Origin of the sequence: Streptomyces sp. CB02400, assembly GCF_001905725.1 — a bacterium.
In the GTDB taxonomy this organism is placed as follows: Bacteria; Actinomycetota; Actinomycetes; order Streptomycetales; family Streptomycetaceae; genus Streptomyces; species Streptomyces atrovirens.
Window position 1 is genome coordinate 14,195 of record NZ_LIWB01000010.1, and the last position, 24,001, is coordinate 38,195.

A 24,001-nucleotide genomic window follows, 5' to 3' on the forward strand; every position below is an offset into this window, starting at 1 on the left:
GCGGACACCCAGCGGGGCCACGGCCCCTCGACGGAAGAGAGCAACATGAGAGTCGTCGTCGCAGGCGCCACCGGCCGGATCGGTTCCAGGACCGTCGCGGGGCTCAGGGACCACGGAGTGGAGGTCGTGTCCTTGTCCCGCACGAGTGGTGTCGACCTCGTCAGCGGTCAGGGCCTCGCGGAGGCGTTGCGCGGTGCCACGGTGGTCGTGGACGTCACCGACGCGCCGTCTCGGGGGCAGCAGGTGAGCACGGAGTTCTTCAGTACCGCGACGGGCAACCTGCTCGGGGCCGCCGGCGCGGCGGGCGTCGAGCACTACGTGGCGCTGTCGGTGGTGGGCGCGGACCGCGTCGACTCCGGGTACTTCCGCGGCAAGGCCTCGCAGGAGGCGCTGGCGACCCGATCCACCATCCCGCACTCCCTGGTGCGCGCCACCCCGTTCTTCGAGTCCGTCGAGGCCGCGGTCACCGTCGGCACCCGGCCGGACGGGGTTCTCGTCCCACCGCTGACCATACGGCCGGTGTCGACGGACGACGTCGCCACGACGGTCGCCCATGTCGCCGTGGGAGTGCCGCTCTTCGGCGTGCTCGAGGTCGCCGGCCCCGAAGAACGCGGGCTCGTGGACTTCGCCGCCGACTTCCTGACGGCCACAGGCCGTACCGACCCGGTCGTCGCCGACGCACGTGCTCCGTTCTTCGGCGCACCGCTCTCGGAGCGGTCGCTGCGTCCCGGGCCGGACGTCCACGTGGGACATCACACGTTCGCCCAATGGCTCGAACAGCCCTAGTCAGCCCGGAACGGCGGCCCGCGTGGCCGCCCGCCGGCCGTCCCCGCGGCACCTGCCCGTGTCCGCACCCCTCCCCCACCCTGCCGTGACAGAAAGGCCGCCATGAGTGATCCGTCCGCGCACACTGAGTCCTCCGACGTCAGTGAGCTCGACCAGTTGCCCGACCGCGACCGCGAGGAGACCGCCGAATGGCAGGCCTCCCTCGACGCGGTCGTACGCAACGCCGGTCCGGAGCGGGCGGTGTACCTGATGCGACGGGTGCACGAGTTCGCGGCACGGTCCGGCATGTCCCTGCCCGGACTGCTGTCCTCCGACTACATCAACACCGTCCCGGCCACCGCACAGCCGGTGTTCGACGGCGATGTGGAGATGGAGTCCCGGATCACGGCGCTCAACCGTTGGAACGCAGCGGCGATGGTCACCCGGGGAGCCCCTTCGGGGCTGGGCGGGCACATCTCCACGTATGCCTCGGCCGCCTGGCTCTACGAGATCGGTTTCAACCACTTCTTCCGAGGCAAGCACGGCGGCGGCTCGGGGGACCAGTTGTTCCTCCAGGGACACGCCTCACCGGGGATCTACGCCCGGGTCTACCTCGAAGGGCGTCTGAGCACGGAACAGCTGGACGGCTTCCGGCGGGAGGCCGGTGGCCGCGGCCTCCCGTCCTACCCCCATCCGCGGCGGTTGCCCTGGCTGTGGGAATTCCCGACCGTGTCCATGGGGCTCGGGCCGCTCGGTGCCGTCTATCAGGCCCGCTTCAACCGCTACTTGCTGGCCCGCGGCATCAAGGACACCTCGGCCTCGCGGGTGTGGGCCTTCCTGGGCGACGGGGAGATGGACGAGCCGGAGTCGACCGCCGCCCTGACACTCGCCTCCCGCGAGGGCCTCGACAACCTCACTTTCGTCATCAACTGCAACCTGCAGCGCCTGGACGGGCCGGTACGGTCCAACTCGAAGATCGTTCAGGAGCTGGAGGCCCGCTTCCGCGGCGCGGGGTGGAACGTGGTCAAGACCCTGTGGGGCGAGGCCTGGGACCCGCTGCTGTCACAGGACACCACAGGCGAACTGGTACGGCGCCTGGGCGCGGTGCCCGACGCGCAGATGCAGACCTTCGCCGCTCGGGACGCCGGCTACATACGTCAGAAGTTCTTCACCGGGGACGCCCTCTCCGCCCTGTCCGCCTCCTTGAGCGACGCACAGGTGGTGGAGCTGTTCGAGAAGTCCCGCGGCGGGCACGAGCCTGTGAAGGTGTACGCCGCCTATCGGGCAGCGGTGGAGCACAGGGGCGTGCCGACGGTGGTTCTCGCCCAGACCGTGAAGGGTCACACCCTCGGTTCTGCCTTCGAGTCGAGAAACGCCAACCACCAGATGAAGAAACTGACGACTGCTCAGTTCCGCGAGTTGCGGGACCTGTTGGGACTGCCCATCCCCGACAGCGCCCTGGCGGGCGACCAGGTCCCGTACTGGCACCCCGGGGAGCACTCCCCGGAGGTGCAGTACCTGCGTGAGCGTCGAGCTGCGCTGGGCGGACCCGTCCCCTCCCGCGAGGTGATCGCCAAGCCGCTGCCGGAACCCACGGCGAAGCCGTTCGAGGTGTTGGAGAAGGGGTTCGGCAACCAGGAGGTCGCCACGACCATGGCGCTCGTCCGCCTGGTCAAGGATCTGATGCGGGAGAAGGAGACCGGGCGTCGCTGGGTGCCGATCATCCCCGACGAGGCACGTACCTTCGGCATGGAGTCGATGTTTCCCACCGCCGGCATCTACTCACCCCAGGGCCAGAACTACGACCCCGTCGACGCCGACCAGCTCCTCCACTACAAGGAGAGCGAGACCGGGCAACTCATCATCGAGGGCATCACCGAGGCCGGCTCCGTGGCCGAGCTCACCGCTGCGGCGACGTCGTACGCCACCCACGGCGAGCCGATGATTCCGCTCTACATCTTCTACTCCATGTTCGGATTCCAGCGCACCGGTGACCAGTTCTGGGCACTGGGCGACCAGATGGGCCGCGGCTTCGTCGTCGGCGGCACCGCGGGGCGCACCACGATGACCGGCGAGGGCCTGCAGCACGGAGACGGACACTCGCATCTGCTGGCCGCCACCAATCCGGCGGCCGTCAGTTACGACCCGGCTTTCGCCTTCGAGATCGCGGTGATCGTCCGTGACGGGCTGCGGCGCATGTACGGCACGGCACCTGAGGATGTCTTCTACTACCTGACCGTGTACAACGAGCCGAAGCGGCAGCCTCCCATGCCGGCGGTGCCGGGGGTGGAGGAGGGCATCGTCCGGGGCATGTACCGGTACCGGCCCGCCGCACCCGCCACGACCGGGCCCCGGATCCAGCTGCTGTCCTCCGGTACGGCCGTTCACTGGGCGCTCCGAGCCCAGGAAATCCTCGCCGACCAGTGGAGCGTGCTCGCCGACGTGTGGTCGGTGACGTCCTGGACGGAACTGCGCCGGGACGCGATGGACGCCGACGCCGCCCGGACGCGGGGGGTGGAGCGCACTCCCCATGTCACGCAGGCGCTCGCCGGTGCGCAGGGCCCCGTGCTGGCCGTCAGCGACTGGATGCGGCAGGTACCGGACCAGATCAGCCAGTGGGTGGAGCAGGACTACTACTCGTTGGGCACCGACGGCTTCGGTCTGTCCGACACCCGCGAGGCAGTGCGCCGCCACTTCCGTGTCGACGCCGAGTCGATCGTCGTGACGGCGCTGGACCGGCTGGCCCGAGCCGGTCGGATCGCCCCGGAGACCGTCGCAAAGGCCCGCGCACGCTACGGCCTCGATCAGTGAGCGGGAACGCGCCGGATCCCGACCAGCACGCCGCAGGCCGGGGACGACAGGCACCGAGGGCCGCGCAGGCCCACCGATCCTCAAGGAGCTGAAACGACATCATGACGGTTTCCGTGACCCTGCCGGCCCTCGGCGAGTCAGTCACCGAGGGCACCGTGACCCGTTGGCTGAAGGAAGTCGGCGAGCGCGTCGAGAGCGACGAACCGCTGCTGGAGATCTCCACCGACAAGGTCGACACCGAAATCCCCTCCCCCGCTTCCGGCGTCCTGCTGACGATCACCGTCGCCGAGGACGAGACCGCTGCGATCGGCGCCGAGCTGGCGGTCATCGCCGAACCGGACGACGGTCCGGTGCCCGCATCTGCGGTGCCCGCTCCCGAGGCCACGGACGCACCGGCGCCCGGGACTCCGAACGACGCCCCTGTCACAGCCCCGGCGCCGGTGGCGGAAACGCCCTCACGGCACACCGCGCCGGCGCCCTCGGCCCCGCCGGCCCCCGCCGCGGCCCCGCCGACCCCGGCCTCCGCCCCGGTTCCGGACGCCTCCGTCCCCGACCGAGCCGAGGCTCGGCCCGCGGGCCCGCCGGCGGAGGCTTCCTCGCTGCGCGGACGGACAGTCGGCATGAGCCGTATCCGCAAGGCCATCGGGGACAACCTGAGAAGAGCTCTGCTCGAACAGGCTCAGCTGACCACTACCGTGGAGGCGGATGTCACCCGGCTCATGAGGCTACGCGATCAGGCGAAGGCCGGATTCCTGGCCCGCGAGGGTCTCAAGTTGTCCCCGATGCCGTTCTTCGTCAAGGCAGCCGCCCAGGCCCTGAAGTCCCACCCGGTCGTCAATGCCAGGATCAACGAGGCCGAAGGGACCATCACCTACTTCGACACCGAGAACGTGGGCATCGCGGTGGACACCCAGTACGGGCTCATGACGCCGGTCGTCAAGGCCGCCGGTGACCTCACCGTCGCCGGCATCGCGCGGGCCGTCCATGACCTGGCTGACCGGGCCCGCAGCGGACACCTCACCCCGGACGACGTCTCGGGCGCCACCTTCACGATCTCGAACACCGGATCGCGCGGCGCCCTGTTCGACACGGTCATCGTGCCGCCGAACCAGGCCGCGATCCTGGGCGTGGGGGCCACGGTCAGACGGCCCGGGGTGGTCCGGATCGGCGACGAGGAGGTCATCGGCGTACGCGACCTGGTGCATCTGTCGCTGTCCTACGACCACAGGCTGGTGGACGGTGCGGATGCCGCACGCTATCTGACCACGGTGAGGGAGATGGTGGAAGCGGCCGCGTTCGGGGCCGATCTGTACCCGGACGTCGAGAGATGAGAACGTGCCGGTGCGATGGGCGGATCACGCCGGTCCTCCAGGGGCGGTGAGGGCGACCCGCCCCGTCCGCCGGTCCCGGTTCCCGGAGGGGAAGCGGGACCGGCTGTGCCCTGCGCGCCTCCCGGGCCACCACTCCGGCCCATGTGGCTCAGGCACGCACGGAGCGGTTCCAACCGAGGTGGAGAACGGCCACGTCGTCCCTCAGACCGCCGCAGGGCTCGGCAAGCATCGCCGCTCCGCTCACCAGAGCGTCGACGAAGTCCTGGGAGGGGAGCTGGGCGTGCCGGGCCGCGAGCCGCAGCAGACCTTGCTCGCCGAGCCGTCCGGCGGGGGTCCGGCCCTCGTAGAGACCGTCGGTGAAGAGCACCAGGCTGTCCCCGTCCCCGAGAACGACCTCGCTCTCGGACCAGTCCCCGTGTCCGGGAAAGAGGCCGAGCGGGATACCTCGCTGCGGCTCCACCCAGCCGACCCCACCCGGATGCCGGTGCAGCAGCCCCGGGTGACCGGCGCTGACCACCCGGACGGATCGCCCGTGGGGTGGGAAGACCAGGGATACCGTGGTGGCGTACGTCTCGTCGTCCCGCCGCTCCTTCACCAGGATCTTCTCGAGCAGGTGCGCCTGTTCCACCTGGGTCTGCCCGCACAGAACGGCAGTGCGCCAGGACAGGCGCAGATGGACGGCCAGGGCGGCCTCGGCCGCACCGTGACCGGACACGTCCCCCATGATGACGTGGACGGTGGAGTCCTCGGTGCGCACCACGTCGTAGAAGTCGCCGCCCAGCAGGGAGTGCGACCGGCAGGGCGCGTAGTGGGAGGCGGTGACGAAGCCGTCACCCTCCAGGGCGAGATCGGGGAGCAGACCACGCTGCAGCGAGGCGTGGTCCCACGCGTTCTCGTGCTGCGACAGCAAGAGCAACGCGAGGTCCCCGCACAGTGCTGACGGAGCCCACGAACGGACGTCCGGCACGGACCCGCCTCGGGGCGAATCGCTGTCGGTCATCTCCGACGGCCGAAGAGGACTGATCATTTCTCGGCTTTCATGGGGCGGACGAGGGCTGTGCGCGGCACCTTCCGACGTCCGTGCTTCCTGGCTGGATCCTTGTGTACAGGAGACCGGTCACTCGTCACGCGCGTGACATCGACCGCAGGACGCTGGACGCCCGCCGTCCCACGTTCCACCGGGCCGATCGCCGGTCGAGGACGGGCAGACCGGCCGCCAGATCCCGGGTACGGGCCCAGGCGGTGATCACACCGGCCTCGTTGCGCTGATGCACGGTGACGGGTGAGCGACGCAGGATCGAGGCGATCCGGCCATCGCCGGCGAGGGCGAGGCCGTAGACCGTCGTCCAGTCCCCCTGCGCGGCTTGACACCCCAGCCGGTGCAGCAGCCGGGTGCCGAGGCCGTTGTCCTGCCAGACGTCCTCGACGAGGAGGGCGACCTCCGCGGCGGAGCCGTCCGGGACCAGATGGCCCACAGCGACGATGCGCCCCCCGGCGTCCTGTGCGGCCAGATGGACCGAACCGGGGCGCTTCAGGAGAACGGGCAGGTAGTCGCGGGGATCAGCCATCGCCCGGTGGTAGCGGCTCCATAGCGCATGTGCCGAGCAGCGACCGTGCAGGGCCACGACGGCAGCGAGGTCCTCCGGGCCGGTCGGGGTGATCCGCGGTTCGCGGTGCATGGGCTCTTCCTTACGCGGCCGGACACGGCGAGGGCGCTCGAGGGCTGTCCGGAGTCTGATGCAGCGGTTACGACATCCATGACCGAGGACGCTGACGCGACGTGACACCGGCACGCGCGTGTTCTGCGACACCCCGTACCGGCGAGGAGGACGGGTCGGAAGAGGAACGGGCTGAACGCTTCATCGACGCGTCCACGCGGCGGCCCACTTCGCCGCACTGGGCACGCGGGCGGCCGTGAACAGGATTCGCTCCACGACGCAAGCAGTGGAGCGACTCACCTCATGTCACACCCGACCGCTCGTCGTGGTCATTGCCGACGGTGCATCAGCAACTTTCGGAGCGGGGCTGTTTCCCCCTCCCCTACAAGAACGAGACGATGACACACGAGGACGAGGGAACATGAGAATCACACGGCCCGTGGCCGCACTTCTCACCGGCCTGTTGCTCTCCGCCACCCTGCCGTCCGTCACCTCTGCGATGCCCGTGACCGCGTCGACGTCGACGGCGGTGTCGACGGCGGCAGTGTCGGAGGAGGGCCCGGGAGCGCCCCGGATGGGACCTCACCTACGAGAACCGTCCCGGTCCGGCTCCCGGACTGCCGGACTGGTCACGCGCGGGCTATCGGGGCGGCTTGGCGTTGCCCGAGGGTGACGCTGACTCGACCGATGTCGGCGCCTGCCGCATCTCTCCCGGAGTGCTTGCCTCCAGATACGGAGTGATCGCCGACGACGGAGCCGATGACACCTCGGGGCTTCAAGAAGCGATCGACTTCATCAAGTCCGACTGTTCACCCAAGGCCAACCCGAAACGGCTGTCGCGCATCGAACTGCCGACCGGGCGCATCGACGTCTCCCGCCAGATCTACACCGACGCCAGCTTCCTCACGATCAGAGGCAAGGGCAGCGGCGACGGCGGCACCCGGCTGGTGTTCCGGCCCGACCTCCGCACCCGCTACGACCAGGTGGTCAACGGGCGCTGGGACCAGGAGTCGATGAAGGCCGGCACCGGCTCGGACATCGGCAACGGCAACGGCAACGGCAACGGCAAATAGATATGACCCGGTCGCGGCTTGTTCCGAGTCCAGACCCGCGAGGTGGCGGCCCGGTACAAGGACGACTGGGAGCAGGCCTCCAGCCTGCCCATGCGCAAGGACCTCTTCGAGGGCAGTGTCAACCAGCACTGGGTTTCCGGCGTCAAGGTGACAGCCGCGGCGAACGATCCGGGCTGTTCGGCGCGGGAGGGTGCCAACGTCATCAGGCTGGATCCCAAGGCCGACATGGCGAAGTTCAGGACGGGCCGCTATGTCTGGGTGGGTGTGGCCAACAGCAAGAAGTTCTACGCGCAACAGGGCATCACCGACCCCAGCATGATGGAAGCCCTCCACATGCGTCAGCGGACGTTCCGGGTGACCCGGATCGACGCCACGGCCAAGACGATCACACTGGACGAGCCGCTGTCGTGGGACCTGCCCGTCAACTCCGAGTCGGACGGTTCGGAACCGCTCAACGCCAGCGGAACCCCCTATGCCGGCAAAGTGACCCCGCTGAAGGTGGTCGAGGGGGTCGGGTTCGAGAACTTCGCCTTCACGCAGGACATGAACGGTCTGCCGAAGCTCGGCGGGGAGGAGACCTACTCGCTGACTCCCGAGCAGGCCAGGAACAATTACGGCAACATGGCCCCCGAGTACGCGATGCACGGCATCGTGTTCAAGTGGGCCGCCAACAGCTGGGCGCGCGGGCTGAAGGCCACGATGACCGGCTCGCACCCGATCGTCACGGAGAACGCCCGCAACCTGCAGATCGAGCGCAACAGCTTCGACGGCGCCTGGAACAAGGGCAAGGCCGGAAACGGCTACCTCCGCGGCAGTCGGGTGTGGAACTCCCTGTAAGCCCACAACAAGGTCCGCAACTTGCGTCACTTCACCTTCCAGTGGTCGGCCAGCGGCAACGTCGCCTTCCGGAACGACCTCGACTCGGACCTCAACCTGCACGGTGGCTGGGAGCACAACAACCTCTTCGAGCAGAACACCGTGCGTGTTCCCTACGAGCACCGGTCGGCCAACTGCGCGTCCAACTGCGGCGGCGAAGGCGGCGAGATCGACGACGGGACGTGGTACCCGATCTGGTAGGCCGCGGGCCCCAAGGCGGGGAGGCGGTCCGGCTCGTCCGGCCCCCAGAACGTCTTCTACAACAACACGCTGATCAAGCAGACCAGCCCCGGCGGGCCCTTCGAACCGTACGCGCCCTACGGGACCCGAGCAGGCACAGCGTCCCAGTTCGACCCCGACAGGAAAGAACCCCGCAGGTTCGCACCGCTGAGTCAGGGCGGACAGGCGATCGCGGACTGGACCGGCCGTGAGACCTCGGACTACCAGGGCGAGGGAATTGCCACCCTGGACCTCGGCAAACGGCACTCGCTCCGCCTCGGCGACACCGGCGGCGAACTCGATCCCCGGACCCGGAACCCGCGCGTGGGCATCACCTGGAACATGCGCGGAGCGGGTATCACCCACGCGGCCAACGGCGCCAACAAGTGGAACCTGGGCGTGCGGCAGATGATCGACTCGACCCGCATCGTCGATGTCATCGCACTGCAGGAGGCCGGCCCGGGCTCCGTGATCATGGGCGACTGGAACCGCCGAGCGAGTGAGTTGAGTACGGAGCTGAGAGGGCGGCACACCGTGTACAGCTCGCGCGAACACACCTACCCGGTCGCGCCGATTAGGGAGCAGCGGAACGTTCACTACGACTACGCAGTGGTGCCGTCCGTGTCCGACGAGAATCTTCGAGTCGACATCCAGGGTACGGTCCGTCTCAGCGACATCGACATCTCGGATCACTATCCCGTCGCGTTCGGCCTCAACACGCCGGATGACTCCGAGCCGCCTCGGCCACCGAGCCAGTCGAGAAATCCACCGCTGAAGAAGTCGAGGGTCCTTCGCAACGCGAGAAGCACCAAGGCGCCGTATCCGTCCGGCAGCAGTAGTAGCGGCGGCAGCAGCAGACTCTCCTTGCGAGGCGTCGAGCGGAGCAACGTGGGTCAGCAACGCTTCGTGCCGGATCCGGTGCAGGAATCACCCGGGAACTTCCTCCTGGTCCATCAGATGACGTACACCTTCGTGGGACTGGAGAACGGCGTGGACAACGCGTCGGCGGTGCTGCATCCCGAGTACGACGGTCCCGCGCAGCTCTGGAGTGCCGTCGACATGCGCGATGGCACCTGGGTCCTGCGGAACGCCGCAACCGGCCAAGTGCTCTCCACCGCCGGCACAGCGGGCGGTGACGAGGAACTGGTGGGTCGTGACTACGACCCGTCGGACGGTGCTCAGCGCTGGTTCCTCCAGGACGCCGCAACCGAGGCGCTCGACGTCGACGAGATCGTTCGACACGACGACGGCACCGCACAATGGGCGCTCAGCGCCCTGGACGGCAGCGCGGAGAACACGGAGCTGACCACCGCCTTCTACAACCATGACGACCACGAGCGGTTCACGACGATCCCCGCGGAAGGCATCGGCGACGGAAGCTGCTACTACCTCGTGCACAACGGGAAGTACGTCAACTCGTCCACGTCGCAGTCGGAGCCGAGCGAGGGCGACACCGTTCGGCTCAACACCTTCCTGCCCAATCACGACTCGTTCGCGTGGTGCATGGACATCGCCGACAGATATCTGTGCTCGGTGCTCCTGACCCAGTATTCACCCGGCGGTGAGCCACCGAACCTCACCTTCAGCGGGGTCAACGGTGCGAAACTCACCCTGACCAAGGACAGCTCGACCGCCGAGACATGGCTGTGGAAGGAGGCGCCGGAGTGATCGGACAGCGGTCGAAGGCCGCCAAGGACTGACACGCCGAACAGCGACGCACCCGATCGGAATGATCGGGTGCGTCGCTGTTCGCGTGTGCTGGGAGATCGCCGCGCCTCGCGGGCTCAACGCCGGATGACGCGCAGGTGGTCCCTCACGTCCTGCCGGAAGGAGAACTGCCCCACACCGTCGACCAGCAAGGGGAAGGTCGACGGATTGTCCGTGATGGCCACGGCGAATCTGGAGATCGGTCCCCAGGCGTTCCGGAGGGACCGCAGGTAGGGGGAGGACACGGTGTAGAAGGAGCCACCGGATCGCCCGGCGAACACCGGATCCCAGGCATCACGGAAGTCGGTGAACCGTGCCGCCTCGGAGAACGCCCCGACGAACAGGAGAAGCGCCCGAGCCGCACTCTGTCGCTGGCTTCCGTTGGCTGTCGCCAGGTCCGGGATCGAAGCGAGGCCGCGGACCGCCCCTCTGAGGCCGTCGAGGTTCGCGATCTCCGGCTCCCCGCCGGCGGCGTCGATGAGCGAACCGTAGTTGCCACCGAAGTTCAACGTGTTGCGTGGCCGCCACGAGCCATCTCGGTACGCACGTTCTCCGACGCGTCATTGAACGCGTACAGCTTTCCGTTGCTGGGGCGGAACCCTCCGATGTACAGGTTCGCCGGGTTGAAGTAGAGACTCACGAGTTCGCTGCCACCACCGTCGCCGAGTCGCAGCGCGATCAGCCCCGGAGGGGCAGCCTGGGTGAGGTACACGTCATCGCGGAAGATGCGGCCCGCCGCTTGACGGAGTTGTACGACGGCCGAGTGGTAGGGCCCCACTTTGCCCCCTGATCCGCAGCACACCCGTCCGGGGTGCCTGTTCGGTCTGCCGCGCGATCTGTACGTGGGCGGGGATGCCGCTCTGCCGATCGATCCGGGACTCGACCACGTCACCTTCCACACTTTCATCAATTCATTGGCAGAAGCGCGACCAGAGCAAGCACCGTCGGCGAACGGGCGGCATCCTGGGACTGTCCGACCAGGTCCATGGAACGGGGAGGCCTCAGTCGTCGGCCACATGGGGGGACGGTGCCGGTCACCGGCGAAGGCACGGGGCGCGACGCGGTTCCGGGTGGCGCGAGACCCGACCGGCAGCCGGAACCCGCAGGCCCGTCGCACTTGATGGTGACAGTGGCAAGGATGGTCGTGCGTGGTGTCCGGAAAGGCCTGTTGCGCCTTCTTCACAGTGACTGCGACGTTCTTCGGCACCGAAGAACACGTGTGGTCAGCTCGGGGCGTCTACCACGGGGAGTATGCTCCAGCATAGAATGTCCCGAGGTACCCATTCAGGTGGCCTTGCTGGGGCACCACGGGATGAGTCGGTCTGGTCGCCGCTCAAAGGGTGAGACGAGAGGAAGACACGGTGCCGGCAACTCGCGCCACGCACAACATCGAGATCACCGCTGAAAGCCTTCAGGATGACCTGGCCCGCTTGGAGGTGCAAAAGCACGCGCTGGAGAGGGAACTGGCCGCCGTTGTCGCTCACCTCGACTCGGTACAGCGGGCATTGAGCGCCCTGTCGGTCCTGATGGCCGGAGAGTCGCACACGTCCTCGCCGACAGCCGTCCCCAGTGCCGCCGCCGAGGCTGACCAGGCCTCCGCCGCGAAGCCCGCGGGAGAGCGGGACAGTACCGCCGCCGAGGCAACCGGTACGGGGGGACGCATCCTCTCATCAAGCGAGGACCGTCGAGCGCATCGGCAGACCGGGAAGCGGTCGGCGGCGAAGAATTCGACGGCTCGTGCCCAGGCTCAGGAGCAGCAGACGACCTACGGCAGGCTCACCGAGCAGATCCTCGGCTACTTCGCGGAGGCCGGCGACGCCGACGTGCGGGCCCGCGATGTGGCGGCGGCGCTCGGACGCGACACCGACAGTGGCAGCATCAACGCGGTTCGCAGCACGCTCGACCGTCTCGTCGCCACCTCGCGCATCGAACGGGCCGGTCGCGGCCTTTACCACGCCAAACGCTGAACAACGTCACGGCAGCGGTGGGCAGCAACGTTCTCCATCGCCCGCCCTCGAGGGATCGACCCGCGCCCGGGGAAGCATCCGACAGGCTGGTCACAGCCGCGGAAGTGTGTCGGACCCTGTGCGCGGACGAGTCAGGTCATGACGAAACTCCTCCTCGTCGCCCCGCAGCGCCCCGTCAGGCCGCACTCAACCTCGCCCCGGTTCGGTCCCAGCCCGTGTCGCAGTGACTGCAGCGACTCGAAGTCTCCGAGAGTCGCGGTACTACTGCCCGATGGACGACGCAAGCGCTTGTCGAACAAACGCTCAGTCATCTCTCGGCGAGACATGCCCCTCTCCTGTGGCGCACACCACTCCCCATGTGCCGGAACAGGCGTCACAAGTTCTCCCGACACCCTGTCAAGAGTGTGGAGCCGGAGGCAGGGAACCGGCTTCGACGGCAACCAGCGCATCCGGAACCGATGCCAGTCAGGAGTCAGCGTGCTCTCCACCCAGTCGGCGCAGATCGTCCGCAGCACACTCCCGGTCGTAGCGACGTCTCTCGGTGACATCACCGAGCTGTTCTACCGCCGCATGTTCGAGGAGCGTCCCGAACTGCTGCGTGACCTCTTCAACCGCGCGAACCAGGCCAATGGTTCGCAGCGCGAGGCGCTGGCCGGCGCGGTCGCCGCCTTCGCGACGTCACTGGTCGAACGTCCCGATGAGCGCCCCGACGCCGTACTCGGCCGTATCGCCAACAAGCACGCCTCGTTAGGCATCACCGCCGACCAGTACACCCTCGTCGCTCGTCATCTCCTCGCCGCCGTCGCCGACGTACTCGGCGATGCCGTCACACCGGCGGTCGCTGCCGCCTGGGACGAGGTCTACTGGCTCATGGCCAACGCGCTGATAGCCATGGAGGCACGTCTCTACGCCGAGGCCCACGTCGACGACGGTGCCGTATGGCGGACGATGGAGATCGCCGGGCGCCGCGAGGAGACTCCGGACACCGCTTCCTTCGTCCTCCGTCGCCCTGACGGACTGCCCACCGAACCGTTCGTCCCGGGTCAGTACGTCAGTGTGCGGGTCGAACTTCCCGACGGAGCGCACCAGACACGTCAGTACAGTCTGTCCACGGCTCCCGGACGCGATGCCTGGCGCATCACTGTCAAGCGGGAACGTTCCGCCGACGGACGCGTGCCCGAAGGCGAGGTCTCCTCGTGGCTGCACGCACATGCCCGCGCCGGTGACACCTTGGAAGTCTCCCTGCCCTTCGGCGATCTCCTGCTCCCCGACGGCGACGCCCCCCTGCTGCTGGCCTCCGCCGGCATCGGCATCACCCCTGTGCTCGCCATGCTGGAACACCTGGTCGTCGACTCGCCCGACCGCACTGTCATCGTCGTACACGCGGACCGCTCCCCCACCTACCACGCCCACCGACTCGAACTGTCCGCGCTGGTGGAGCGTCTGCCCCACGCTTCGCTGCACCTCTGGTACGAGGACACCACCGACCACCCCGCGTCCGCGGCGCCGCACGTCAACGAGGGTTGGGCGGACATCACGCGGCTGACACTCCCCAAGGAGACCCTGGCCTTCCTCTGCGGCCCCTTGTCCTTCATGCAGATCGTCCGAGCGGACCTGCTCGCCCACGGCCTCAACCCTGCGGCCATCCACTACGAAGTGTTCGGTCCCGACCTCTGGCTCAGCACCTGACACCCCATCACCTGCGACGCGCCCTGCAAGTGCCCGTGCGGATCTCCCCGGCACAGGGGAGGAAGGCCGGCCCGACGCCCCGGGCCGGCCTTCCTCGTCGTCGAGCTCCGGAACGCTGCCGTCAGAGATGCCCCAGCGCGGCGCGGAGCCTGGTGCGTGAATCCACATCGAGCTTGGTGAACACCTTGCGCAAATGCCATTCGACGGTGCGTGGGCTGATGAACAGATCGGCACCGATCTCCACGTTCGTCTTCCCGATCGCGGCCAGTCGGGCGATGTGGGCTTCCTGAGCGGTAAGAGCCTCGTAGGCGTCGGTCTCGTTCTGTCGCACGGACTCGCCGAGTCCACCGAGTCCACGACGAGCGCGTTCCGCGAAGGCACTCGCTCCGAAACCGTGCAGCATGTCGAAGGCGAGGCGCAGGTGTTCGCGGGCCTCGCCGCGTCGATTCTCGCGTCGCAGCCATTCGCCGTACACCAGGTGGGTGCGCGCGAGATGTACGGTGACCCGGCTGCGTTTGAGACGCTCGATGGCTTCCTGATACAGCAGGTCGGCGGTCCGACCGTCGCTGAGCAGAGCTCGCGACCGAGCCAGGACGCCAAGCGCCCACTCGGTTCCGCTGGTACCGGCGTGCTCCTCCAACCGGCGCAGCGCTGTCGCGGCGGCTTCCACTCCCTCACCGAGGGCGCCGGCCTCGACGAGTTCCATGAGGGAGAAGCCGACGACCGCCAAGTCCTCGTACTCCGCCCCACGTTCGGCACTGACCAGGGCCTCCTTGTGCCGACCGTGACCGTTGTGCAGCACAGCGAGCAGGTAGTGGGCCAGGCCGATCGCCCGACCCTCGCCCCACGTGGCCGCCTCCCGGGCGCCGGCCTCTATGAGCTCCGCTGCGTGGGGGTCTTCGCCACGCCACGCCTGGAGGAGCAGTGGGGCGTACCCGAGGGGCGAGTTACCGGTCACCTCGATGAGGTTGCCGGACTCGTTGATCAACGCGGAGGCTCGGTCGAACTCTCCCGCGTGCACGTGGACGGCCGCACGATAGGAGAGCGCCAGGGGAAGCACGTTGAGCGCGCCGATGGTGCGAGCCGCGCGCACTGCGTGATCGGTGAGAGAAAGCCACGTCTCGTCGTCCCACATGTCGCCGGCAACCAGCCACGTCACCCAGAGCCAGCGCATGACGTCGTCCTCGTGCGAGGCTCTTCGGCGGAGAGCGAGCAGCACGGGCTTCAGGAGCGACACGCCTTCATCGCGGCTTGCGGCGAACCACGTCGCCAGGCCGTCCAACAACCCGTCCGCCAGCCGTGGCGGTTGCGGTCCGCGAGGGGCGGCGAGTGCTGCCTCGGCCACCTCGCGCAGTCCGAGACGGCCGCCGAGACGGCCGGCGAACACAGCCGCCCCGACCGCTTCCAGATAGGTCTCTCGCGCCTGTTCCCCGTCGACGCCTTCCAGCCGACCGGCCGCTTCTAGCAGCATCGGCAGGGCTTCACCTCCGCGTCTGCGGGCGAAAGCTATCTGTGCGCGGAGCCTGGCAAGTGCTGTCTCCTGGGCCCTGTCCAGCGGGTGGGTCTCCGCTGCGGCGAGGAGTTCGAGCGCCACCTCTGGGGCGCCGGCCTCGAAAGAGGCCCGCGCTGCGGCCAACGCCCTCGCCCCCCGTCTGCCCGCATCTGGCGTCAATTCGGTCGCGCGCCTCAGGAAGGCCGCGGCTGCCGCGATACCGCCACGAGCCTGAGCCCGGCCGGCGGAGCGTTCCAAGTCGTCGGCAACCGCCTCGTCCGGTTCGACCGCCGCGTGAGCACGGTGCCAGGCTCGGCGATCCGCGTCGAACTCCGGAGCCGTCGCCTCGGCCAGGGCACGATGCACGGTCCTGCGTTCTCCGGGGTGGGCCACGCGGTAGGCCGCCGAACGAACCAACGGATGACGAAAGCGCACCCGCGCGCCGAACTCGATGAGCCCCGACTCCTCCGCCGCCCCCTCGGCGTCCGCCCCGATGTGAAGCTGCTCGGCGGCACGCCGCAACAGGGGCACGTCCCCCACCGGCTCGGCCGCCGCCGCCAGGAGCAGTCGCTGAGCCGCGTCCGGCAACCCCCCGATGCGTCGGACGAAGTTCTGCTCGATCTGACTCGCCAGCGGTCGGGCGTCCGGGCGCCCGAACCCACCGGCCAGCTCCGCCGTGCTCAACCCCCGTGTCAGCTCCAGCAGCGCCAGAGGATTTCCACGGGTCTCGGCGATGATGCGCTCCCGAACCCGCTCGTCCAACCGCCCTGGAACCACCGAGTCGAGCAGTGTACGCGCTTCGTCATCGCGTAGCCCACGGACCTCGAGTTCCGGCAGCGCCGTCCACAGATCGTTGTACGAGTCGAGGGGCGGGGTGCGCACGGCGAAGGCCATCACCACGCGTTCCGCGAGCAGCCGGCGGGCGACGAAGGCCAGGCTCTGCGCGGAGATCCGGTCCAGCCACTGGGCATCATCCACCACGCAGAGGAGCGGCCGCTCCTCCGCTGCCTCGGCAAGAATGCTGAGGACGGCCAATCCCACCATGAACCGATCCGGAGCACCCCCGCTCTGGAGACCGAACGCGACAGCCAAGGCATCCCGCTGAGGGCCGGGAAGGCAGTCGATGTGCCCCATCAACGGCATGCACAACTGGTGCAGCCCCGCGAAAGCGAGCTCCATCTCGGACTCCACGCCCACGGCTCGGAGTGTTCGGAAGCCTGAGGCACTCTCCGCCAAGTGATCCACGAGGGTCGACTTGCCGACCCCCGGTTCGCCACGGAGGACCACGACCCGGCTCCGACCCGTTCGGGCATCAGCGAGGGCCTGGTCCAGTACACCCCGCTCGTGGTGTCGGCCAAGCATGCCGCCCCGGGGTGCACTGCTCGACATCCGCCACCACCGCGCAGGTCAGAGGGGCACACCCCGTTCGACTCGAATCGCCCCTATCATGCACCACCGTCCGGAGCCCAGCCAATCAGCCCGAAAGTTCTCGCCGGAACAGACCGAGGGCATCTGAGGGACTCGGCCAGGACGACGTGAGGAACACAGCCGTCGAGGGACTGGAGCGCCCCCCAAGACGCTCGCACCCCGTAGTCAGTCAGGCACGGATTGTCGAACCACGGGGGTGCCTACCGGGGGACCAGGGTGTGAACCAGGCACTCCCCGGGGCGTCACGGAACGGTCCGCCAGGCGACGGTGGGTCCTGACCCCACCGGAGATCGCCGCAAGTGAACGCGGCCGAGTCGTCGCCTGTGTCCGATGCCCCATGTGACAGCGCGTCCCGCAGGCACCGATCCGCACGAACGGAGACAGCAGACTCATGCATCCCGACCCGTCCCCCGGAGAACGCGCTTTGGACGAGGCTCTTTCCGTCTTCGAACAGCTCCGGCCACGTCTCTTCGGTATCGCCTACCGCATGCTCGGCAGCAAGGTCGAGGCGGAGGACGTCGTTCAGGAGGTCTGGCTGCGCTGGCAGAAGACCGACCGTTCGGCAGTGGTCAGCCCGACGGCGTTCCTGTCGAGTGCCACTGCCCGTTTGGCCATCAACGTGGCCCAGTCCGCCCGTGTCCGACGCGAGACGTACATCGGTCCCTGGCTGCCCGAACCCATCGACACGAGCAACGACCCCGAGGACGGCGCACAACGAGCCGAAGCCCTGGAGCTCGCCCTCCTCCTCCTGCTGGAGAAACTGACACCCCAGGAGCGGGCGGCGTACGTCCTCCGAGAGGCTTTCGACTACACGTACGCCGACATCGCCGAGATGTTGCACCTCAGTGTGGTCAACGTACGCAAGATCGTGAGCAGGGCCCGCAAGCACCTCCTTTCCGACCAGCGGGCGACCGCGGACACGGTGGAGCACCGCCGACTGCTCCAGGCCTTCGTCAGGGCTGCCCGAACGGGAAATCTCACTTCGCTGGAGACACTGTTCTCTCGGCGTACCGTCGGCCCTTCCGACGGCATCGAGGTTCGTCGCCCCACTCGGCACGGTGCACGCATGGTCAGGCCTTCAGTGGCCCGAATGTGACTGCGCGGCCGATGAGCCCCGGCTCGTTCTGCACGGCGGCAGCCACTCCTACTCCTCTTCACCGCGGCGGCCGTTCCCGAGTTCTGCGCCGGAAGGAGGAGGGTAATATGTGCGAAGCGTTGCAGCGCGGCGCCGACAAACAGTGTCACTCGGTGGTCAGCGGACATGGACGAACGGTCGGCGGGGACGGAGAGCATGGTAAGCGAGAGTCCCCAGATACGTCTCAAGGGGCGGCATGCCGAGTGCTCCAGGCTGGACCAGCTCATCGCGACCGTACAGGCCGGCCACAGCTCCGTTCTGGTGCTGCGTGGCGAGGTAGGCATCGGCAAGACGGCGTTGCTCGAGTTCGGGCGCACCAATGCGGAAGGCTGCCGGACCGCCAAGGCAGTGGGCATCGAGTCGGAGATGGAGCTGGCCTACGGGGGCCTGCATCAGCTGTGCGCTCCTTTCCTCGACCATCTTGGTCGCCTGCCAGGCCCGCAACGCGACGCACTCGGTACGGCCTTCGGCCTGAGCTCGGGGACGCCCCCGGACCGCTTTCTCGTCGGTCTCGCGGTGCTCAGTCTGCTCGCCGATGTGGCCACGAAGGAACCTTTGATCTGCTTCGTCGATGACGCTCAGTGGCTGGACAGGGTCTCCCTGCAGACGATTGCTTTTGTCGCGCGACGTCTCCTGGCCGAGCGCATCGGACTGGTCCTCGCCGTACGCGAGCCGTCCGTCGAGGCCGAACTGGCGGGACTGCCGCAGCTCTTGGTCAAGCCACTGAACGACGGCGACGCGCGCGCTCTGTTGGACTCTGTGATCCCGGGTCCGCTCGACGAGCGGGTCCGCACCCGCATCGTGGCCGAGACTCAGGGAAACCCTCTCGCCCTGCTTGAATTGTCCCGAGGACTGACGTCGGCGGAGCTGGCAGGTGGGTTCGGACGCCCCGACGCGCGGCCGCTTGCAAGCCAGATCGAACAGAGCTTCATCGCACGCGTCCGGGCGCTTCCGTCACAGACGCGCGAACTGCTGCTCATCGCCGCAGCGGAGCCTGTGGGAGACGTGACGCTCCTGACGAAGGCCGCTGCACTGCTCGAGATCGAGACGTCATCTGCCGCGGCGGCCGAGGCCGCCGGGCTGATCACCGTCGATACCCGGGTGCGATTCCGGCATCCTGTGGTGCGCTCGGCTGCCTACCGGGTGGCGTCGGCCGAGGCACGCCAACAGGTCCACCGGGCCCTGGCCGACGTGACAGACGCACACACGGACCCCGATCGCCGGGCCTGGCACCTGGCCAACGCCACAGCCGGTTCCGACGAGACGGTGGCGGCGGAACTGGTGCGCTCTGCCGACCGGGCACAAGCACGCGGCGGGATCGCGGCGGCGGCCGCGTTCCTGCAACGGGCCGCGGAGCTGACCCCCGCCCCCGCCGTTCGCGGTACAAGAACACTGGCGGCGGCCCGTGCCAAGTACCAGGCCGGTGCATACGGCACCGCACACGAACTACTGGACGCCGCGACCATGAGCCCCATGGACGAGCGTCAGCTCGCCGAGGCAGACCTGCTCCGCGGTCGGATCACGTTCGCCTCCAAGAACGCCGGCAGCGCCCTGCCACTCCTGCTCAAGGCGGCCAGGCGCCTGGAGCCACTGGACGTCCGGCTGGCCCAGGAAACGTACCGTGACGCACTGAACGCCGCGCTCATCGTCGACCGGCTACCGAAAGGTGTCCAACTCCGAGACGTCGCCACGGCGACTCTCGCCACACCGTCCGAGCCGCCACTGGACCGCAACGACCTGCTCCTGCGGGGCCTGTCCATCATGACCGTCGACGGTTACGCCGCGGGGGCGAACATGGTGCTGCGCGCCTTGGACGCCTTCTGCACCGAGGAGATCTCCACGGAGGAGAGCCTCGGCTGGTTCCCGCTCGCCGCCCGCATGGCCTTCAACGTCTGGGACTTCCACAGCAACACGGTCCTTTCGACGCGGTTGGTCGACCTCGCCCGTGAGAGGGGGGCGCTGTCCGTGTTGCCGTCCGCCCTCCTTCAGCTGGTGTCGAACCGTGTGCTGGCCGGTGAACTGGACCACGCGGACACGCTCATCGCGGAGGCGCAGACCATCGGTGAGGCGACGAACAGCCGCTATCTCGCTCACTACGTGTCGTTGGTGACGGAACCGTGGAGGGGCCAGGAGGCCGCGACGCTTCAAGCCATCGACGCGATGACCCGGGACGCGGATCTGCATCAGGGCCGGCATGGCAAGGTGCTCAGTGCCAGCCAGTGGGCGAAGGCGGTGCTCTACAACGGGCTCGGCCGCTACGAGGAGGCGTACGCCTCAGCGGAACAGGGCGCCGAGAACTTGGAGGAACTCGGGCTGGCCATCAGGTCGATGGTCGAACTGGTCGAGGCGGCCGTGCGCAGCGGAAGACCGGCTCGGGCCGCCGAGGCCGCCCGGCGACTCGACACCTTCGCACAGGCCAGTGGCACCGGCTGGGCTCTCGGAACCACGGCCATGGTGCGGGCGCAGGTGAGCGAGGGAGAGGCGGCCGAAGCCCTGTACCGTGAGGCCGTCGAGCGACTCGGCCGTACCGACGTCAAGATCACCCACGCGCGCTCGCATCTGCTCTACGGGGAATGGCTGCGCCGGGAGAATCGCCGCGTCGATGCCCGCGAGCATCTGGAAAGGGCGTACAGGATCCTCAGCGGGATCGGAGTCAACGGTTTCGCGGAGCGCGCCTGGCACGAACTGCGCGCCACCGGCGCGACGGTGGGCAGACGTACCCCTGGGTCTCGTACGTCGCTCACCGCCCAGGAAGCCCAGATCGCACGCCTGGCGAGTGCAGGCATGACAAACCCCGAGATCGGTGCTCAGCTCTTCATCAGCCCGCACACCGTGGAATGGCACCTGCGCAAGGTCTTCACGAAGCTCGACATCGCATCGCGCAAGCAGATCAGCGGCGCGCTACGGGAGGGAACCGTGATCACCACCTGAGGAAGCGTCGGGCCCGGCATCTCCTACTCGGGCGGCACTGCCGCCCGAGTCGGCCAGGCGCGCCAAGGTTGCCAGTCGTAAGTCGTCACAGTTGCCGGCGCGAGGTGACGCCCAGCTTCCCGAAGATCTTGCGCAGGTGCCATTCCACGGTGCGCGGACTCACGACCAACCGTGCGCCGATCTCAGGATTGGTCAGCCCTTCACGCACCAGCCTGACGATCTGCACCTCCTTGGGCGTCAGGTCGCTCTCGGCGCTCCCGGCGCGCGTACGCACGATCTCCCCGGCAGCGGACAGTTCGCCGGCGGCGCGTTGCGCGAAAGCCTCCATGCCCATGGACACGAACAGCTCGTGGGCGTGGCGCAGTTCCTGCCCGGCCGCGTCATGTCGCCCCCTTCGACGCAGCCACTCACCGTACAAGAGGTGGGCGCGGGCCGACTCTCCCCGGAGCCGGGTGCGGCCGAGGGAGTCGATCGCTCGCAGGTAGTGACTCTCCGCATCTGCTTCCCCTGCCAGCAGAGCGCGCGAGCGGGCTTCGACGCCCACGGCCCAGTCCGTGCCGCTCGCCCGAGTCAGACCGGTCAGACGGGCCAGCGCGTCAGCGGCACGGCCCGGTGCGCCGGCCCGGGCGGTCGCCTCGACGTACTCGACGAGGGACCACACCGGAATGCCCATTTCCAGTTGGTTGTACTCCCGGTTCGCCAGGTCGGCTGCCTCCGCCGCCTCCTCGTACCGACCGAGACCGTTGTAGAGCAGGGCGCGCGCCCACCGGCTGACTACCGGACCCACTCCTTCACCACGACGCTCCACTCCGTCGTCGGCCCGTCTGCTCAGTTCGAGGCACTCGGTTTCCTGGCCCCTCCAGGCTGCGACGAAGAGTGCTCCGTAGATGGGCGCAGCCGTTCCCACCGCCTCTGCGACCGTCTGCGCCTCCTCCGCCAGCGACGCGCCCTCGGAGAGCTCACCATCGAGGACGTGCACCACGCAGCGCATGGTCAACGCGAAGGGCAGCGCCGTGGCCTGTCCGGCCTCTCGCGCCAGTTCGAGATGACGAGCGGCCAGCACGGACATGGTGGCGTGGTCCCACACCCCTACGGCGGTCACACAGATCAACCACAGCCAGCGTAGTCCCTCCTCTGGGGAGAGGTCCGGTTCCGTGAAGGCACGCAGGGCCCGACGCAGGTACGGCACGGCCGCGGTATGACCGTCGAGGACGCGTACCGCCAGGCCGTCGAGCAGGAGATCCGTGGGGCGAGGTGGCCGCTGTGCGGGGAGCGCGCGAGACGCCCTGGCCGCTTCGTACTGACCGTTGTCGTACGCCTGAGGGCCGGCGAAGATCGCGGCGTTCACCACCTCCAGGTACGTCTCCCGGGCCAGCGCGACATCGTGATCAGCAAGCTGACCGGCAGCCTTGAGCAGGAGACCGGGAGCTTCACCGCCCCGGTTCGTGGTGAACGCGATCCTGGCACGGAGCAGATCGACCTCTCCGCGTCGACGTTCGTCGACGAGGCCCGTCTCGGCCAGGGACAACATCGTCAGTGCCCGGTCGGGGTCACCCGCCTCGAAGGCCGCACGCGCGGCCGACAGCGCGCGGTCCTGTCGGCGGGCGGGTTCCGGCGTCAGTTCCACCGCACGCACCAGGAAGGCGGCCGCGGCGGCGGACCCGCCACGCGTCTCGGCCCGCCCGGCCGAGCGTTCGAGCTCCGCCGCGATGGACTCGTCGGGCCGGTACGCGCCGTGTGCCGCGTGCCAGGCGCGGCGGTCGGGATCGGCTGCGGGATCCGTCACATCGGCCAGCGTGCGGTGCATGCTGCGCCGTTCGGCGGGCGAGGCCGCCCAGTAGACGGCCGAGCGCACCATGGGGTGGAAGAAGCGCACCCGATCCCCGATCTTGAGAAGCTCGGCTCCCACAGCATCCGTGGCAGCCTCGGGATCGATCCTCAGCTTCCTCGCGGCACGCCACAGCAGAGCCGGTTCACCCGTGGGGTCCGCCGCCGCGGCGAGGAGAAACACACGGGACTCCGTCGGGAGGCCGGCGATCCTGGTCTCGTAGGCGTTCTGGATGCGAGCTCTGACGGGCTGGACGCTCGGCAGACCGAAGCCGCCGGCCAGCGCCGCCGACGTCGACGACCTGGACAGTTCCAGCAGAGCCAGCGGATTGCCTCGCGACTCGGCGAGGATGCGCCTGAGTACGTGCTCGTCCCAAGGGCCTGGCAGCAGGGACCGCAACAACGTGTTCGCGTCCCGATCGGACAGTCCCTGCACCAGCAGCTCCGGAAGGCCGGCGGGTTCGGGGACGGGCGAGCGGTCGCCGTCCGGCGGCCGGGCCGCGAAGACGATCGCCACCGACTCCGCGTGGAGGCGTCGCGCCGTGAACGCCAGAGCCTGCATGGACGCGCGGTCCAACCACTGAGCATCGTCCACGACGCACAGCAACGGGCGGTCCCGGGCCACCTCGGACAGCAGTCCGAGGACACCGAGGGCGACGAGAAAGCCGTCGGGAGCCCGTTCCGAGCCCAATCCCAGGGCTCCGCCGACGGCATCGCGCTGGACCGGTGGAAGTCGATCGAGACGGTCGGTCATGGAGGTGCACAGCTGGTGCAGCCCCGCGTACGGAAGCTCCATCTCCGACTGCACACTCGTGACGCGGGCGACGTGAAACCCCCGTGACCTGGACACGAGGTACTCGAGCAGCCTGCTCTTCCCCACTCCCGGCTCACCTCGGAGTACCAGCACACGGCTGTCACCGCCGCGCACGGCCTCGAGCAGCCCGTCCAGCAAGGCACACTCACGGCGGCGGCCCAGAACCGCCTCCCCGGCTCTGGGCCTGTCGGTCGGTCGGTGCGCACTCACCACGTCATACCTGCGGTTCGACCGGCGAAGAGAGCGGGACTGCCTCGTCTGCTGGAACCCGGTGGACA

At 68.6% G+C, this 24,001-nt stretch carries 16 protein-coding genes and 1 pseudogene; 11 read left to right on the plus strand and 6 right to left on the minus strand.

Going from position 1 to position 24,001, the window contains the following annotated elements; translation table 11 throughout:
* Positions 1–45 precede the first annotated feature (45 nt).
* The 3 genes from AMK33_RS23290 to AMK33_RS23300 all read left to right on the plus strand — a co-directional run bounded on the left by AMK33_RS23290 (position 46) and on the right by AMK33_RS23300 (position 4,907).
* Positions 46–786 (plus strand): SDR family oxidoreductase, encoded by a 741-nt coding sequence (locus AMK33_RS23290; RefSeq protein ID WP_073934884.1) that lies wholly within the window; start codon positions 46–48, stop codon positions 784–786.
* A 102-nt stretch (positions 787–888) separates the two neighbouring features.
* Entirely contained in the window at positions 889–3,576 is a 2,688-nt protein-coding gene (gene aceE, locus AMK33_RS23295; RefSeq protein ID WP_073934885.1) for a pyruvate dehydrogenase (acetyl-transferring), homodimeric type, read from the plus strand.
* A 101-nt stretch (positions 3,577–3,677) separates the two neighbouring features.
* Entirely contained in the window at positions 3,678–4,907 is a 1,230-nt protein-coding gene (locus AMK33_RS23300) for a 2-oxo acid dehydrogenase subunit E2 (RefSeq protein WP_073934886.1), read from the plus strand.
* A gap of 148 nt (positions 4,908–5,055) precedes the next feature.
* Here AMK33_RS23300 and AMK33_RS23305 read toward each other — a convergent pair whose 3' ends face one another.
* Together AMK33_RS23305 and AMK33_RS23310 are read right to left on the minus strand one after the other, a co-directional pair.
* Complete coding sequence (locus AMK33_RS23305; RefSeq protein ID WP_073934887.1) at positions 5,056–5,823, minus strand: PP2C family protein-serine/threonine phosphatase; 768 nt, start codon at positions 5,821–5,823, stop codon at positions 5,056–5,058.
* Positions 5,824–6,031: 208 nt separating this feature from the next.
* Positions 6,032–6,586, minus strand: coding sequence for a GNAT family N-acetyltransferase (locus AMK33_RS23310; RefSeq protein ID WP_073934888.1), 555 nt, complete (start codon positions 6,584–6,586; stop codon positions 6,032–6,034).
* A gap of 695 nt (positions 6,587–7,281) precedes the next feature.
* Here AMK33_RS23310 and AMK33_RS23315 point away from each other — a divergent pair.
* From AMK33_RS23315 to AMK33_RS23330, 4 genes are all read left to right on the plus strand, one after another.
* Positions 7,282–7,638, plus strand: a complete 357-nt coding sequence (locus AMK33_RS23315) for a hypothetical protein (protein ID WP_143203853.1) — start codon at positions 7,282–7,284, stop codon at positions 7,636–7,638.
* 18 nt (positions 7,639–7,656) lie between these two features.
* Positions 7,657–8,475 carry a hypothetical protein gene (locus AMK33_RS23320; protein WP_073934890.1) on the plus strand — a complete coding sequence of 273 codons (819 nt, stop codon included), beginning with the start codon at positions 7,657–7,659 and terminating at the stop codon, positions 8,473–8,475.
* Between the two features lie 21 nt (positions 8,476–8,496).
* Positions 8,497–8,715, plus strand: a complete 219-nt coding sequence (locus AMK33_RS23325; RefSeq protein ID WP_073934891.1) for a hypothetical protein — start codon at positions 8,497–8,499, stop codon at positions 8,713–8,715.
* Between the two features lie 360 nt (positions 8,716–9,075).
* Positions 9,076–10,401: an RICIN domain-containing protein gene (locus tag AMK33_RS23330; protein ID WP_143203854.1), complete on the plus strand. Its 1,326-nt coding sequence runs from the start codon at positions 9,076–9,078 to the stop codon at positions 10,399–10,401.
* A gap of 116 nt (positions 10,402–10,517) precedes the next feature.
* On the opposite strand, the gene AMK33_RS23335 is transcribed toward AMK33_RS23330, so the two are convergent.
* Positions 10,518–10,949: a ribosome-inactivating family protein gene (locus tag AMK33_RS23335; protein WP_073934894.1), complete on the minus strand. Its 432-nt coding sequence runs from the start codon at positions 10,947–10,949 to the stop codon at positions 10,518–10,520.
* Entirely contained in the window at positions 10,946–11,218 is a 273-nt protein-coding gene (locus tag AMK33_RS42480; RefSeq protein WP_167748584.1) for a ribosome-inactivating family protein, read from the minus strand. The genes AMK33_RS23335 and AMK33_RS42480 overlap by 4 nt, the downstream gene beginning before the upstream one ends.
* Before the next feature lie 583 nt (positions 11,219–11,801).
* On the opposite strand from AMK33_RS42480, the gene AMK33_RS23350 reads away from it, so the two are divergent.
* On the plus strand, positions 11,802–12,407 hold the full coding sequence (locus AMK33_RS23350) for a hypothetical protein (RefSeq protein WP_201263068.1): 606 nt from the start codon (positions 11,802–11,804) through the stop codon (positions 12,405–12,407).
* A gap of 477 nt (positions 12,408–12,884) precedes the next feature.
* The gene (locus AMK33_RS23355) at positions 12,885–14,096 is read left to right on the plus strand and encodes a globin domain-containing protein (RefSeq protein ID WP_073934897.1); all 1,212 of its coding nucleotides are present in this window, start codon (positions 12,885–12,887) and stop codon (positions 14,094–14,096) included.
* A 121-nt stretch (positions 14,097–14,217) separates the two neighbouring features.
* Here AMK33_RS23355 and AMK33_RS23360 read toward each other — a convergent pair whose 3' ends face one another.
* On the minus strand, positions 14,218–16,977 hold the full coding sequence (locus tag AMK33_RS23360) for a helix-turn-helix transcriptional regulator (RefSeq protein ID WP_073934898.1): 2,760 nt from the start codon (positions 16,975–16,977) through the stop codon (positions 14,218–14,220).
* 430 nt (positions 16,978–17,407) lie between these two features.
* Here AMK33_RS23360 and AMK33_RS23365 point away from each other — a divergent pair.
* Both AMK33_RS23365 and AMK33_RS23370 read left to right on the plus strand, forming a co-directional pair.
* Positions 17,408–18,070 (plus strand): annotated as a pseudogene (locus AMK33_RS23365) (sigma-70 family RNA polymerase sigma factor); the annotation flags it as partial.
* A 237-nt stretch (positions 18,071–18,307) separates the two neighbouring features.
* A complete protein-coding gene (locus tag AMK33_RS23370) occupies positions 18,308–21,082 on the plus strand; it encodes a helix-turn-helix transcriptional regulator (RefSeq protein WP_073935106.1) in 2,775 nt (924 codons plus the stop codon).
* A gap of 85 nt (positions 21,083–21,167) precedes the next feature.
* On the opposite strand, the gene AMK33_RS23375 is transcribed toward AMK33_RS23370, so the two are convergent.
* Positions 21,168–23,936 carry an ATP-binding protein gene (locus AMK33_RS23375; protein ID WP_327379635.1) on the minus strand — a complete coding sequence of 923 codons (2,769 nt, stop codon included), beginning with the start codon at positions 23,934–23,936 and terminating at the stop codon, positions 21,168–21,170.
* Positions 23,937–24,001: the final 65 nt, after the last annotated feature.